This window comes from Labilithrix sp. (assembly GCA_019637155.1).
Taxonomy (GTDB): domain Bacteria; phylum Myxococcota_A; class Polyangia; order Polyangiales; family Polyangiaceae; genus Labilithrix.
Genome location: JAHBWE010000013.1, coordinates 297,932 through 311,506, shown reverse-complemented (window position 1 = coordinate 311,506; position 13,575 = coordinate 297,932). Strand labels below are relative to the sequence as shown.

At 69.5% G+C, this 13,575-nt stretch carries 15 protein-coding genes; 8 read left to right on the top strand and 7 right to left on the bottom strand.

From position 1 onward, the window contains the following. Positions 1–43: 43 nt before the first annotated feature. The 4 genes from argG (at position 44) to KF837_27640 (ending at position 3,501) form a co-directional block, all read left to right on the top strand. Positions 44–1,363, top strand: coding sequence for an argininosuccinate synthase (gene argG / locus KF837_27655; protein MBX3231129.1), 1,320 nt, complete (start codon positions 44–46; stop codon positions 1,361–1,363). After that, a complete protein-coding gene (locus tag KF837_27650) occupies positions 1,347–1,967 on the top strand; it encodes a hypothetical protein (protein MBX3231128.1) in 621 nt (206 codons plus the stop codon). Before argG ends, KF837_27650 begins: the two co-directional genes overlap by 17 nt. A gap of 199 nt (positions 1,968–2,166) precedes the next feature. Further along, entirely contained in the window at positions 2,167–2,415 is a 249-nt protein-coding gene (locus tag KF837_27645; GenBank protein MBX3231127.1) for a hypothetical protein, read from the top strand. 63 nt (positions 2,416–2,478) lie between these two features. Continuing rightward, positions 2,479–3,501 carry a VWA domain-containing protein gene (locus KF837_27640; protein MBX3231126.1) on the top strand — a complete coding sequence of 341 codons (1,023 nt, stop codon included), beginning with the start codon at positions 2,479–2,481 and terminating at the stop codon, positions 3,499–3,501. A gap of 243 nt (positions 3,502–3,744) precedes the next feature. Here the strand turns inward: KF837_27640 and KF837_27635 are convergent, their stop codons facing one another. From KF837_27635 to hydA, 5 genes are all read right to left on the bottom strand, one after another. Then, positions 3,745–4,431, bottom strand: a complete 687-nt coding sequence (locus KF837_27635; GenBank protein ID MBX3231125.1) for an FHA domain-containing protein — start codon at positions 4,429–4,431, stop codon at positions 3,745–3,747. 199 nt (positions 4,432–4,630) lie between these two features. Beyond that, the gene (locus KF837_27630) at positions 4,631–6,037 is read right to left on the bottom strand and encodes a hypothetical protein (protein ID MBX3231124.1); all 1,407 of its coding nucleotides are present in this window, start codon (positions 6,035–6,037) and stop codon (positions 4,631–4,633) included. Between the two features lie 10 nt (positions 6,038–6,047). After that, the gene (locus KF837_27625; GenBank protein MBX3231123.1) at positions 6,048–6,191 is read right to left on the bottom strand and encodes a hypothetical protein; all 144 of its coding nucleotides are present in this window, start codon (positions 6,189–6,191) and stop codon (positions 6,048–6,050) included. A gap of 25 nt (positions 6,192–6,216) precedes the next feature. After that, complete coding sequence (locus KF837_27620; GenBank protein ID MBX3231122.1) at positions 6,217–6,648, bottom strand: hypothetical protein; 432 nt, start codon at positions 6,646–6,648, stop codon at positions 6,217–6,219. 448 nt (positions 6,649–7,096) lie between these two features. Beyond that, positions 7,097–8,485 (bottom strand): dihydropyrimidinase, encoded by a 1,389-nt coding sequence (gene hydA / locus KF837_27615; protein MBX3231121.1) that lies wholly within the window; start codon positions 8,483–8,485, stop codon positions 7,097–7,099. A 90-nt stretch (positions 8,486–8,575) separates the two neighbouring features. Between hydA and KF837_27610 the strand changes: the two genes are divergently transcribed. From KF837_27610 to KF837_27595, 4 genes are read left to right on the top strand one after another with little or no spacing between them, the layout of a single operon-like run. Next, a complete protein-coding gene (locus tag KF837_27610) occupies positions 8,576–9,292 on the top strand; it encodes a hypothetical protein (GenBank protein ID MBX3231120.1) in 717 nt (238 codons plus the stop codon). 13 nt (positions 9,293–9,305) lie between these two features. Continuing rightward, on the top strand, positions 9,306–9,971 hold the full coding sequence (locus tag KF837_27605; protein MBX3231119.1) for a hypothetical protein: 666 nt from the start codon (positions 9,306–9,308) through the stop codon (positions 9,969–9,971). Continuing rightward, positions 9,952–11,190, top strand: a complete 1,239-nt coding sequence (locus KF837_27600; protein ID MBX3231118.1) for a hydroxyacid dehydrogenase — start codon at positions 9,952–9,954, stop codon at positions 11,188–11,190. Before KF837_27605 ends, KF837_27600 begins: the two co-directional genes overlap by 20 nt. Positions 11,191–11,246: 56 nt before the next feature. Further along, positions 11,247–12,578, top strand: coding sequence for a 50S ribosome-binding GTPase (locus KF837_27595; GenBank protein ID MBX3231117.1), 1,332 nt, complete (start codon positions 11,247–11,249; stop codon positions 12,576–12,578). A gap of 6 nt (positions 12,579–12,584) precedes the next feature. Here KF837_27595 and KF837_27590 read toward each other — a convergent pair whose 3' ends face one another. Both KF837_27590 and KF837_27585 read right to left on the bottom strand, forming a co-directional pair. Then, positions 12,585–12,938: a hypothetical protein gene (locus KF837_27590; protein ID MBX3231116.1), complete on the bottom strand. Its 354-nt coding sequence runs from the start codon at positions 12,936–12,938 to the stop codon at positions 12,585–12,587. Positions 12,939–12,978: 40 nt separating this feature from the next. Then, entirely contained in the window at positions 12,979–13,572 is a 594-nt protein-coding gene (locus KF837_27585) for a hypothetical protein (GenBank protein MBX3231115.1), read from the bottom strand. Positions 13,573–13,575 lie beyond the last annotated feature (3 nt).

The window sequence follows — 13,575 nt, the reverse complement described above, 5'->3', positions numbered from 1 at the left end:
GCATTGTCGAGGCCGGCCGGGTGCGTTATGGGAGCGCACCGAAATGGCCCGCATCTTCAGGAAGCTCCCGAGCGCCGGCGAGTCCGTCGCGCTCGCGTTCTCAGGTGGTCTCGATACCCGCTGCGCGGTGGCATGGCTCAACGCGCGCGGCCTCAAGATCTACGCGTACACCGCGGATCTCGCGCAGCCCGACGAGAAGGACTGCCGCGAGATCCCGAAGGTGGCGCTCGAGCACGGCGCGGTGAAGGCGCGCCTCCTCGACTGCAAGGAGGAGATGGCGAAGCAGGGCGTCATCGCGCTCCAGTGTGGCGCGTTCCACCTCACGACCGCGGGCCGCAAGTACTACAACACGACGCCGCTCGGCCGCGCCGTCACCGCGACCGCGATCGTGCGCGCGATGCGGGAGGACAAGGTCGAGATCTTCGGCGACGGCTCCACGCACAAGGGCAACGACATCCAGCGGTTCTACCGCTACGGCATCCTCGTCCACCCGCAGCTCAAGGTCTACAAGCCGTGGCTCGACGCGGAGTTCGTGAGCGAGCTCGGCGGGCGCGCGGAGATGAGCGCGTACCTCGAGAAGGCGAAGCTGCCGTACTCGATGAAGGCGGAGAAGGCCTACTCGACCGACAGCAACATGCTCGGCGCGACGCACGAGGCGAAGGACCTCGAGCGCCTCGACGCGAGCGTCCACATCGTCGAGCCGATCATGGGCGTCGCGTCGTGGAAGCCGGACGTGAAGATCGAGTCCGAGAAGGTCCGCATCCACTTCGAGCGCGGCGTGCCGGTCCAGATCGGGAGCAAGAAGCTCTCGAGCCTCGCGGAGATGATGCTCGAGGCGAACGCGGTCGGCGGCCGGCACGGCCTCGGGGTCAGCGATCAGATCGAGAACCGCGTCATCGAGGCGAAGAGCCGCGGCATCTACGAGGCGCCGGGCATGGCGCTCCTCCACGTCGCGTACGAGCGCATCCTCTCCGCGATCCACAACGAGAACACGATCGAGCAGTACGCGACGCTGGGCCGCCGCCTCGGCCGCATCCTCTACGAGGGCCGCTGGTTCGACCCGGAGGCGTACGTGATCAAGACCGCGCTCACGCGGGGTGTCGCGGCGCACGTCACCGGCTCGGTCGAGCTCGAGCTCCGCCGCGGCGACGACTACTCGATCCTCGACACCACCGCGGAGTCCGCGACCTACGACATGCACAAGCTCTCGATGGAGCGCAGCGAGTCGCTGTTCACCCCCGAGGACCGCATCGGCGCTCTCGAGATGCAGACCCTGAGCGTCCTCGACGGCCGCTCACTGATGCTCCACCTCGAGAAGACCCGCCAAGCGGACGCGCTCTCGATCGATGTCGATCTCACGTGACGTGAAGCGCGCGGGCGCGGGTGGGCGCACGAGCGTGCGCGCAGTCGCGGTCGCGCTCATGCTCGCGGGATGCGCTGGCGGGTCTTCGAGCCCGAAGCCCGTCGACGGCTCGACCCCCGACGCCGCGACGCCCCCGCCGGCGGCTTCGTCGTCGTCGTCGCCGGCGGCTTCGTCGTTGCCGGAGCTGCCCGCTCCCGTCGATGCCGGTCCGCCTCCGCCCGAGCCCGCCGCCGCTCCTCCTACGCCGCCCGCGCCGCCGAAGGTGAAGGTCGAGAACATCGGCATGCACGTCGGCGGCGGGCCGTTCGACGAGCCGACGAAGGAGCCGTTCAAGAAGGCGGTGTACCCGCATCATCCTGCGATGGCGGAGTGCTGGGCGAAGCACGTCAAGCGGACGAAGCCCTTCGACGTCGGCGTCGACCTCCTCATCGAGGGCGCGGGCGGCCACCCGAAGGTCTCGAACCCGCGCGTCCGCCTCGAGAAGGGCGAGGACGACGGCTTCGTCCCCTGCCTCATCGGCGTGTTCGAAGCGATCGAGTTCCCGAAGCTCGAACGCGGCAAGAGCGGCGTCAGCTACTCCCTCCGCTTCACGCCGACGCCGTAACGCAGGGACACTCGCGAGCCCCTCGTTCGCGAGTGCCTCGTGACGGGGCGCGAGACCGCGGTGGGTCGCGAGGGGTGATCGCGGAGAGCATAGGGAGGCGAAACCCATTTTTCAGGGTTTTTGGAGGGTCGAGCCCCGTGATCGGGTGGATCATTCCACATAAACACGACGGCATTCCACGTGCTTACGTCGCGCGGCAATGATGGAAACGACCCGCCGCCAATCGATGGCCGACGCGCAGGACGATGCTCGCTTTGCGAGCTTCACGCGAGACCTCGCGCGCCGTCACCGGCGGCCGCGGTCGTATCCGCCGCCCCCCTCCGTGCTGGCCGACGCGCTCGAGCAGCTCTGCGGCGGGAGCGTCGTCGTCGTCGCCGCGGCCGCGAGCATGCCGCTCCTCCCCGACGAGCAGTCGGTGCTCGATCTCGACGACGTCGGCGCGAGCTGACAACGTCGAACGAGACGCAGATCTGCCTAGCCTGCCGAGCGCTCCGAGGGTACGGAGCCGGCCATGCGCAGGTCGTTCGTCTCCATCGTCGCGCTCGGCGTCCTCAGCCTCGTCGGCCTCGTGCACTGCACCGCCGCGACGGCGCGCTCGGGCTTCGCGGACGACAAGAAGTCGTCGACGCAAGAGACGTCGCCCGACGACGCGGACGACGACGACAGCGGGCCGGCGTTCGACCCGAGCACGGGCGGCGGGACGCCGGACGACAGCGTCTGCACGCAGGACATCGACGTCGTCCTCGTCCTCGACGTGTCGAGCTCGATGGGCTTCGTCCTCGACAAGCTGAACAAGGAGATCCCGGGCATCGTCGACGCCGCGAACGCGCTGAAGGCGGGCGCCCACTTCGGTTTTATCGGTTACGCCGATAACGGCGCTTTTGGCCTCGGCGGCAGCGACGCGGGAGGCCGCGTCCACACGAAGGCCTCCACGCTGCAGAAGGCCTTCAGCACGATGAAGAGCACGTACACGGCGAAGAACCGCAACCCCGGCGACGGCCCGACCGGCCCGGAGACGCAGAACCCGATCTGCGAAGAGAACGCGCTCGACTCGCTCCACCTCGCGGCGACGGAGTTCCCCTGGCGTCCGAGCGCGGCGCGCGTGATCGTGATCGTCACCGACGACACGTTCCTCGAGGGCGGCGACAACTACGGCGACAAGGACGGCGACGGCGACACCACCGACACGAGCTACCCGCGCGAAGGCGACTACCCCGCCGTCCACACGCTCGCGGACACGATCAAGGCGGTGAAGGACGCGAAGGCGCGCGTCTTCTCCGTCACGCGCCTCAAGGCAGGCAGCGGCGGCCTCCTCGGCGGCAGCAAGTGCGGCACCGGCCGCCGCCACGCCGGCAACGAGGACTCGATCACGTACGGCTGGTCGAAGCCCTACGCCGGCGCCGACCCCATCCCGACCCAAACCGACGGCAAGAACTTCGACCTCGACGGCATCCGCAGCGGCGCCGTCTCCCTGAGCGACACGATCAACGGCGTCGTCCTCGAGACCCACTGCGCCGGCGACCCCCCGAAGTAGGGCTTGTCAACGTCAGGGGCTTCGCCTCCGGATGCGGCCCACGCACGTGGCCGGCGCGGCCCCCGAAGTAGGGCTTGTCAACGTCAGGGCTTCGCCCCCGACACCCCCACCCCAGAACACGACCCGCCGAAGCGGCGGGCGCTTCGCGCCGCTTGCGCGGTCGCTATCTGGGGCCCCCGACTTCCCGCGCGGGCACTTCTGGGCCGACTTCCCCAACCCAGAACGCAACCGCTCGGGTTCTTCCTATTTGCTGCGGGCGCGGACGAGCTGGAAGTAACGGTGGGCGAGGCCGCTTGCGCGGGCGGCGTGGGTGACGTTGCCGTTGTGGCGGGTGAGGAGCTCTTCGATGTAGCGGCGCTCGAAGTCGGCGACGATGCGCGCGCGCGCGTCGCTGAACGAGAGGCCTTCGTCGATCGACAGCGTGATGAGGTCTTCCGGCGACGGCGACGGCGGCGCGGGGACCGGGGCGGCTTGCGGGACGCGGATCTCGCTCACCGCGCGGACGGGAGGCGGCGGGAGCGTGCTCGGCTCGTTCGCGGCGCGCGGCAGGTCGGTCTCGACACCGATCACCGTGCGGCCGATCGCGATCGTCTCGCCGCCGTAGAGGCGGGCCTCGCGGACGAGCACGCCGTTGACGCGCGTGCCGTTGCGGGAGCCGAGGTCCATCAGGAGCACGTGCGTCGCGGTGGCCGTGAGCGCGATGTGACGCCGTGAGACGTGCGGGTCGGTCAGCTTGATCGCGCAGGAGCTCGACTGGCCGAGGACCGCGTGCGGCGGGCTCGCCGGATCGAGCGTAAGGACCTGCCCCGCATCCTGGCCCTCGATGACGCGGAGGACGAAGGAGGTGCGCGGAAGCGACGCGGGATCGACGATGCCGATCTCGAGGGTCTCGTCGGCGTCGGGCCGGGTGACGATGGCCGTGCGGTGCATTGCGCAAGGTCTGACGCAAGGTCGATGCCGGCGACGTGATCGGATCGATCATGTCGGACGACCTGAAATTCCGCGTTGCCTCGCAACCAACCCGCGGAAACTAGAGCGAAAGGGATCAGATGCGCCCGCTCCCCGGATCCAGATCGTACCGGGTACGAGGACGATCCAGTCTCGCGCGCGCGACGCCACCGCGCACGGCTCAATGCATGAAGCCGGCGCCGATGCCCCAGCCGAAGTAGTCGCGGGCAATGTCGCCGGAGAGGCTGATGCGGAAGAGCGTGTCGTCGTCGAGGAGACCGAAGACGGACCAGCGGAGGACGCGGAAGTCGAGGCCCGCCGTGCCGTGGATGCGGGTCTCGCCCGTGCGGTAGCGCGTCGGCTCGACGTACGTGCCGGCGCGGAGGACGAACCAGCGCGGGATGATCTCGGACTCGGCGCCGGCGCGCACGCCGACGACGGGCTTCTCGCCCGAGCGCTCGACCGTCTGCGAGAGCATCGACTCGATGCCGACCGCGTTCGCGACCGGACCGGTGAGGATCGCGGACGCCGAGAGGAGCACCTTCTGCCGCGCGATCCGGTTGTACTTCTGCTTCAGCAGCCGCCGCGCGCCGCGCCACGGTGGCTCGGGCTCGCCGTTCGGCTGCTTCTGGCGCCAGCGCTCCGTCTCCGGGACCGGCACCTTGTCTTCGTCCTCCCAGTGGACGTTGAGCGGCCGCTTCCACAGCTGCACCGCGACGCCGACCTCGACCTCCCACGGCAGCTGCACCTTGTCGGGCAGGTACACGTTGCCGGCGATGCGGTCGCCGTTCTCGTTCCGCTGAATGCGTCCACCCTCCTCTTGCTCCAGGTAGGCGGAGGGAGAGCGGAGCGTCGCGCCGACGCGAAGCGGGAGCTGCGCCGGCGCCCAGAGCGATCCGACCTGCGCGCCGACGCTGTACGACTCGAGGAGCGAGCGCTCGGTCGAGCTGTTGCCCGCGACCTGTCCGACGCCGTAGAGCCCGACGACGCGGAGGCCGGCGCCGACGTGGAGCTGATCGTCGAAGAACCCGTACGACATGACCGGGTCGAGGCGGAGGACGCGGACGATCAGGTTGTCGATCGCCTCCGGCGACGTGCCCTCGCCCGCGGGCAGCGCGATCGGTGTGCCGGGCACGCCGAGCGAGTAGTTCTGGAACGATCCGATGAGCCCGAAGCCGAGGTGGCCGTACTGGAGCATGCCGCCGAAGGTCGCCCAGAAGAAGTTGTCGTACGTGAAGCCGACCTTCCCGTTGTTGTCGAAGTCGGTGCCGGAGACGGACGACGGGAGCGTGAGCCCCGCGGTGAGATCGTAGTCGACCTTCGTCGTCGAGTAGGGCGCACGTAAGGAGGCGGCGGCGGGGTTGAACGGGATCGCGTCGGTGTCCTCCGCCACCGCGGTGAACGCGCCGCCCATGCCGGTGATGCGCGTCGTCGCGAGGACGGGCCCCTGGAAGAGGTCGACCGAGTAGTTGCTCGTCCCGATGCGGGAGCCTTGTTCGCCGAGGGGACCGCCCGCGTGAGCGCCCCCGGACCACGCGAACGAGCCGGCGCCCACCAGGACCGCCCCAACCGCTCTCCACCGCGTCACGCGGCGCAGCTTACTCGATCGCGACGAGCGGAGGGCGACCGGACTTGTCCCCCAAATGCACCACGACGATCGCGGCGACGCTCGAGAGGAACGGCGCAACGATCGTCGGAAGGAGCCATGCGCCGAGCGACGGGCGCACGTATCGTTCGCTCACGTCAGCGGCTCACTCGAGCGGCGGCTCACTTGAGCGGCTTCTTGCCGGCGAAGACGCGGAGGACGAGCGCGCCGACGAGCATCGGGACGAAGACGGCGGCCGCGACGCCCCAGGCGCCGGTGTGCCAGAACTTGTGCGGCGGGAACGCGGTGTACACGCCGAAGATGGCGGGGACCGAGAGCATCGTCGAGAGCCACGCGCGGCCGCCGGTCGAGAACGTGCGGAGGCGGACGGCGAGGAGCAGGAGGTCGATGAGGATCAGCGTGAGCGAGTACGTGAACGCGAACACGCCCGCGAACACGAGCCCCACGACCCAGGCGGCGTACTGCCACTTCCCGAAGTCGACCCCGAGCGCGAGCGCTCCCGCCACGGACGCGTACGACGCGATCCACGGCGCGATGAGGGTCGGGAAAATCCAGCCTGCGATGGTCGGCCTGACGTAGCGCTCGTTAGCCATGTGCTTCCTCTAGACGGGTGACCGCCGGAAAAGACGTAGTCACCCTCTACTTTGTTTCCCCAAACCGCCGCGCACAAGCCCTACCGCAGCCGATTCTCCCCTACCGAGGTGTGGGGTTGTGGGCTCAACGACGGCACCTCCGGCAAGACCGCAGCCGCGAAGCGTAGCCAAAGGCACACCCTCCCAGCGCCGCATACCAACAACGCAGCAGCCAACTGGAGACCCGTGCACGCCTAAAAAAAACGCCCAACGCCTCCGCCAAACAAGCCCAACCGCCAACGCCCCAAAAAGCGGCCGCGAAAGCGGTCGCGAAGCGTCGCGCACCGCGCGAGGCGTTGGGATATCAAAACGCCCCAGAAGCGGCCGCGAAAGCGGTCGCGAAGCGACCCTCGCGCACCGCGAGGGCCGTGTCTGGGGCGGGGGGTGTCGGGGGCGAAGCCCCTGACCGTCACAAGCCGAAGGTGCTGCGCTTGATGAAGCGGCCGTCGCCCTTCTTGCCCACGTATTTGCCGTTTTCGACGACGACCTTGCCGCGGACGAGGACGTGGGTGGGGGCGCCGACGACCTCCCTCCCCTCGTACGGGGTGTAGTCACAGCGCATGTGGAGGGTCTGCTCGCTCAGCGTGTGGCGGTGCTCGCCGTCCCAGACCAGGATGTCGGCGTCGCAGCCGACGGCGATGGTGCCCTTCTTCGGGTAGAGGCCGAAGATCTTCGCGGGCGCGGTGGCGGTGATCTCGACGAAGCGGTTCATCGAGATGCGCCCCGCGCGCACGCCGCCGTCCCACATCAAGTACATGCGCGTCTCGACGCCCGGCATGCCGTTCGGGATCTTCGCGAAGTTGTCCTTGCCGAGCTCCTTCTGGCCCTTCTGGCAGAACGGGCAGTGATCGGTCGCGACGACCTGGAGGTCCTGCGTCTTCAGCCCGCGCCAGAGGTCCTCCTGCATGCTCGCGGGGCGGAGGGGCGGAGTGCAGACGTACTTCGCGCCTTCGAAGTCGGGGCGCGCGAGATCGTCTTGCGAGAGGAAGAGGTACTGCGGGCACGTCTCGGCGTAGGCGGGGAGGCCGCGGTCGCGCGCCTCCACCACCTGCTTGAGCGCGCGCTCGGCGGAGAGGTGCACGATGTACACCGGCGCGCCCGCCATCTCGGCGAGGCAGATCGCGCGGTGCGTGCCCTCGGCCTCCGCGATCTGCGGGCGCGTGAGCGCGTGGTAGATCGGCGCGGTGTGGCCCTTCGCGATCGCCTGGCTGACGAGGTAGTCGATCGGGATGCCGTTCTCGGCGTGCATGCAAATGAGCGCGCCGAGCTCGCTCGCGCGCTGCATGCCGCGGAAGATCTGACCGTCGTCGACGTAGAGGACGCCCGGATAGGCCATGAACATCTTGAACGACGTGACACCCTCGCTCACGACCTGACCCATCTCCGGGATCGTCTGGTCGTTCACGTCGGTCATGATGAGGTGGAACGCGTAGTCGCCCGCGGCCTTGCCCTCCGCCTTGGCGTGCCACGTGTCGAGGCCCTTCCGCAGCGGCTCGCCCTTCGCCTGGATCGCAAAATCGACGATCGTCGTCGTGCCGCCGTGCGCCGCCGCGCGCGTGCCGGTCTCGAAGTCGTCCGACGCCGTGGTGCCGCCGAACGGCATGTCCATGTGCGTATGCGCGTCGATGCCGCCGGGCAGGATGTACTTGCCCGTCGCGTCGATCGTCTTGTCCCAAGGCCCCGCCGGCGCGGCGTCGGGCCCGAAGATGGCCGCGATCTTCTCGTCGACGATCGCGACATCGGCCTGGAACGTGTCGACCGCGGTGACCACGGTCCCTCCCTTGATCAGCGTGCGCATGGCCCGAGGATACGGCGCATGCGTTTCACTTGCACCCATCGTTCACTCGACGCTTGTCGCGGGACCAATCCGCCAAGTAGGTATCCACGAATGATCCGAGTCGGGACTTTCGCCATTTGCACCGGCTGCGCCATCGCGATCGGAGGCTGTCTCACCATCGAGAACAACAACCTCCCAGCTCCCGCGACGGTACCGGACGCCGGGACGCCGGAGACGCCCGAGACGAACAACCCGGCCGACGCCGGCCCTGAAGCGAGCACGCAGGGGCCGTTGCGCCGCACCGGCACCTACTACGCCACGTGCCTGACCGAGCTCGATCGCTCCGACGTGGACAAGGCGTTCAGCTTCCTCGCGACGACGTCCTTCACCCGGAACACCGCCGGCGGAGACATCGAGATCACGCTCGAGGCGCTGGCGCTCGTCGACGGGAAGCCGCCGACGAGCTCGGCACGCAGCGGCATCGTCGGCGCTCCGACCCCCAAGTTCACGGGGACCACCAACGCGGAGGGCAGCTTCGTCGCGACGCTCGCGGACGGACAGAAGGCGACCTTCCCCGGCGCGGCGAACCCGATCTCGGGCAGCGACGTCGAGCTGATCACGGGAAACGGCGTCCAGGTCGGCCTCTCCGGACGCTACGTCGAGGAGAAGTTCTGCGCGCGCCTCACCGGCCGCATCAACCAGCCCGCCGCCGCGCGGCGCAACCTGGACCCGGAGCAGAACTTCTGCATCTTCTCCAGGATCGCCGAGGGCGACCCTGCGCCCACGGTCACGAGGGAAGAGCTCACGCCCGCAAACTGCCCGCTGTAGGTCACGACGGCTCATGGAGGGATGGTTCAAGCCCTCGACCGCGACGGTCGACTTCCTCGTCGCGTGCGGCGTCGCGATGGCGATCGGGTTCTGGGCCGCGGAGCCGCTCGGGAAGAGCGGGTTGGCGGCGCTCGTCGCCGGGGCGTTCGCCGCGACGCAGGTCGCGCGCTTCGTCGGGGCGCAGCTCGCGACGCTGGAGTGGGCGCGCATGGAGGAGAGCGCGTTCGTCGAGCGCGTCGCCAAGGTCGGCGCGCGCGGCGACGGGTACCGCGCGGCCGCGGCGCGCGAGGACGCGGCGGACGACGGCGCCAGAGAGGCGGAGGAGCACGAGCAGTACGTCCAGCGGCGACGGTCGAGCGCGCAGCGGCGGCTCGGGATCGTCGGCGCAATCGGCGCGGGGGCGGCGCTCGTGCCCGGCTTCGTCTACGGGCTCTGGATCGTGCCCGGGGTCGTCGCGTTCCTCGGCGTGCTGCTGTCCTTGTTCTTCGTCGCGATGCGGGCGATGCGAAGGCGCCACGCGCGCGAGGCCGACGCGGTGCTGCGGCGACGCGTGGAGCCGCCGCGCGTTCGCCTCGGCGTCGACTTCGGCGTACCGGCGGACGAGCGCGAAGAGGAGCGCGAAGCGGACGGAGCGGAACCCGAGTATGCTCGTCGCACTCATGAAGGTACTCGTCGCTGACAAGTTCGAAGATTCGGGGCGTCGTGGGCTGGCGGAGATCGGGTGCGACGTCGTGTACGAGCCCGACGCGACCGACGACAAGCTGCTCGAGGCGATCAAGCGGAGCGAGGCCGAGGTCCTCATCGTCCGGTCGACGAAGGTGAGCCGCGCCATGCTCGAGGGCGGCAAGCTCGCGCTCGTCGTCCGCGCCGGCGCCGGCACCAACACGATCGACGTCGAGGCCGCGAGCGAGCGCGGGATCTGGGTCGCGAACTGCCCCGGCAAGAACGCGGTCGCGGTCGCCGAGCTCACGTTCGCGCTCCTCCTCGCGCTCGATCGCCACGTCGTCGACGGCGCGAGCGATCTCCGCGCCGGCAAGTGGAACAAGAAGGAGTACAGCAAGGCGAAGGGCCTCTACGGCCGCACCCTCGGCGTCGTCGGCACCGGCATGATCGGGCGCGAGGTCATCAAGCGCGCGCAGGCCTTCGGGATGAAGGTCGTCGCGTGGGATCGCCACCTCGCCGCGTCGCGCACGAAGCTCGAGGCGCTCAAGCCGAGCTGGCTCGACGAGAACGGGATCCCGGCGAAGGCGACGATCACGGAGGTCGCGGCGAAGGCGGACATCCTCACGATCCATCTTCCCCTCAACGCCGAGACGCGCGGCGTCATCGGCGACGGCGTCTTCGCGTCGATGAAGCCCGGCTCGATCTTCCTCAACACCGCGCGCGCGGAGGTCGTCGATCAAGCCGCGCTCATCCGCGCGATCGAGGAGCGGCAGATCAAGGCCGGCGTCGACGTCTTCGCGGAGGAGCCGAGCGGCGGCGCCGGCGCGGTCGACTCGCCGCTCTTCAAGCTGCCCGGCGTCATCGGCTCGCACCACATCGGCGCGTCCACCGATCAGGCGCAGGAGGCGATCGCGGCCGAGACCGTGCGCGTCGTCCAGCTCTTCAAGCAGAACGGGCGCCCCGCGAACGTCGTGAACCTCGCGCGGAAGACGGGGGCCACACACATCGTCGCCGTCCGGCACTACGACCGCGTCGGCGTCCTCGCGTCGATCTTCGACTGCCTGCGCAAGGCGGGCATCAACGTCGAGGAGGAGGAGAACATCGTGTTCGCCGGCGGAAAGGCCGCCGTCGCGCGGATCGCGGTCGATCGCGCGCCCGAGGGCGCCGCGCTCGCGGACCTCCGCTCCTGCTCGGCCGACGTCCTCGACGTCTCCGTCGTCCCGCTCGCGCCTTGAGCACGGCCGTAACGCAAACTGGCGCGGAGGCCGCGGCGACCTATTCTTGAGTGGGCATGGCGAACGATCGCGACGAGGACGAGCACAAGGTACGGAAGGCGATCGCCGAGAACATCAAGCGCGTGGAGGAGATGATGCAGTTCCTCCCGCTCCATGGAGACACCATCCGAGAGCTACGCGGCAAGGTCGCCCTCCTTCGCACGATCCTCCTCGAGCAGCGCGCGCCCGCGTTCGCGCTCGTCGGTCGTCGCGGCGCGGGCAAGAGCTCCCTCGTCAACGCGCTCTTCGGGGCGAAGGTCGCCGAGGTCGGGCACGTCAAGGCGCAGACCGGACGCGGCAAGTGGTTCGATCACACGTCGGAGCGCGGCACGATCTCGGTCCTCGACACGCGCGGCATCCAGGAGGGCTCGAAGCCCGACGAGAGCGACACGTCGCTCGACGCGGTGAAGTCGATCCTCGTGGAGCTGAAGCGCAAGGTGCCCGACGTCATCGTCTTCCTCGTGAAGGCGACGGAGACCGACAGCGCGATCGACGCCGACCTCGACGCGCTCGAGCGCATCTACGCCGAGGTGGAGCGGCACCACAAGTTCCGGCCGCCGCTCGTCGCCGTCGCCACCCACTGCGACGTGCTCGAGCCGAAGGCGACGCGCCTCCACCTCGACGACGACCCGCGCGAGGACATCGACGAGAAGCTGAACCGCGTCGGCGAGGTCGAGCATCACCTCGAGGAGAAGATCAAGGCGCGCGGCAAGCTCGCCCCGCACCTGCAGTGGACGCGCGGCATCAGCTCGTACATGTCCTTCAAGGCCGACGGCGCGCTGCGGAGCGACGAGCGCTGGCGCATCGACGAGCTCGTCGGCGCGCTCTTCAAGCACGTCCCCGACGCGACGCGCGGCACGCTCGTGCGCATCGCGCGCGTGCGCGGCCTGCAGGAGCAGCTCGCCACGGACCTCACGCGCGCGACCGCCGTCATCTGCACCGGCATCGCCGCGATCCCGATCCCGGTCGCGGACCTCTTCCCGATCACCGCGATGCAGGCCGCGCTCGTCGGCGCGATCGCGTGGCTCTCCGGGCGCCCGCTCGACCGCCGCGGCGCGACGGAGTTCCTCGCCGCGATGGGCGCGAACGTCGGCGCCGGCATGGTGCTACGCGAGGGCTTCCGCGCGCTGATGAAAGTGGTGACGCCGGGCTACGGCTCGATCATCTCGGGCGCGATCGCCTTCGCCGGCACGATGGCGATCGGCGCCGCGGCGCGCCAGTTCTTCCTCCGCGGCGGCACCGTCGAGGACGCGCGCAAGGCCTTCGCCGACGCCAAGTCCGCGGCGGAAGAAGAAGGCAAAGAGCTCGAGAAGAAGCAGGACCGCGAGCGCGACAAGACCCTGAACTGAGCGTCGTCAGAAGATCTCGGACGCCCGGACGTTCGATGGCGCGGCCGACCTCGCCGGCTGGCGCCCGTCGTCGATCACGATCTCCGTCCCTTTGATGACGACGGTGCCGTCCTTCTTCAAGGTGATGCTCGCGGCGCCGGACGTGATCGAGATGGCCTCGCCGCCGTCGATCGCGACGACCTTCAGAGCACGCAAGGTCTCGAGCTCCTGGGCGGAGGCTCTGCGCGGGCCGACGTCCTGGGCGCGGCTCGTGGCGATCGGCGCCGTCACGACGAGGGCCATCACGACGAGAGCGATCCCCCATCGCCAGAAGCACGACGACGGAGTCGACCTAGCGGCTCGCCAACGGATCTCGATCATCGGTCGAGGCTAGCATACGGCCACGAGCGCCGACGCGGGGTCACGGACAGTAGTAGACCGTCAGCCGAATGCCGTCGATCCGCGCGGACTCGCCGGAGTTGGCGTCGTTCCTCGCCGCGACGGCGACGCCGAAGCCGGGCGAGACCACGTCCTCGCGCGTCCAGTCGACGCCCCAGAGATCGGTCGGGGAGCCGTAGTCGATCGGGGCCGGGGACGGCGGCCAGGGGAGGATGTTCTTGCGGTCGTCGCCGGCGGGATCGTTCGCTCGAACGAGGCGCACCGACTCGTCGACGACACCTCCACCGGCCGAGCCCCGCACCACGGTGACGGCGATTCCCTGCACCGACGCCCCTTCGGGGATCGAGAGGCCGAGAGCGACGAGACCGAGGTAGCGGCTGCGGACGTCTTTGCCGAGCGTGTTCGTGGAGGCGAAGACTCCATCGGCCTCGATCGCTCCATCCGGGTTGGACCATTCACCGCCCTCGGCGAGCTGGAAGCTCGCGCCGGTGCTGCTCTTCACGCTCGCGCTCACGCACGACGCGCCGGCGTCGGCCGGGGTCGGTTCGGCGGCGTCGAACGACGAGCATGCGGCGACGTTCAGGACGAGGAGGGGCCCGAGGATCCAGCGTCGCACGGT

Excerpts from the sequence above, each read along its gene's own strand:
- KF837_27595 (MBX3231117.1), top strand. The coding sequence starts at position 11,247 with ATGGCGAACGATCGCGACGAGGACGAGCACAAGGTACGGAAGGCGATC.
- argG (MBX3231129.1), top strand. The coding sequence starts at position 44 with ATGGCCCGCATCTTCAGGAAGCTCCCGAGCGCCGGCGAGTCCGTCGCG.
- KF837_27620 (MBX3231122.1), bottom strand. The coding sequence starts at position 6,648 with ATGGCTAACGAGCGCTACGTCAGGCCGACCATCGCAGGCTGGATTTTC.
- KF837_27640 (MBX3231126.1), top strand. The coding sequence starts at position 2,479 with ATGCGCAGGTCGTTCGTCTCCATCGTCGCGCTCGGCGTCCTCAGCCTC.
- KF837_27600 (MBX3231118.1), top strand. The coding sequence starts at position 9,952 with ATGAAGGTACTCGTCGCTGACAAGTTCGAAGATTCGGGGCGTCGTGGG.
- KF837_27590 (MBX3231116.1), bottom strand. The coding sequence starts at position 12,938 with ATGATCGAGATCCGTTGGCGAGCCGCTAGGTCGACTCCGTCGTCGTGC.
- KF837_27605 (MBX3231119.1), top strand. The coding sequence starts at position 9,306 with ATGGAGGGATGGTTCAAGCCCTCGACCGCGACGGTCGACTTCCTCGTC.
- hydA (MBX3231121.1), bottom strand. The coding sequence starts at position 8,485 with ATGCGCACGCTGATCAAGGGAGGGACCGTGGTCACCGCGGTCGACACG.
- KF837_27610 (MBX3231120.1), top strand. The coding sequence starts at position 8,576 with ATGATCCGAGTCGGGACTTTCGCCATTTGCACCGGCTGCGCCATCGCG.
- KF837_27645 (MBX3231127.1), top strand. The coding sequence starts at position 2,167 with ATGATGGAAACGACCCGCCGCCAATCGATGGCCGACGCGCAGGACGAT.
- KF837_27650 (MBX3231128.1), top strand. The coding sequence starts at position 1,347 with ATGTCGATCTCACGTGACGTGAAGCGCGCGGGCGCGGGTGGGCGCACG.
- KF837_27635 (MBX3231125.1), bottom strand. The coding sequence starts at position 4,431 with ATGCACCGCACGGCCATCGTCACCCGGCCCGACGCCGACGAGACCCTC.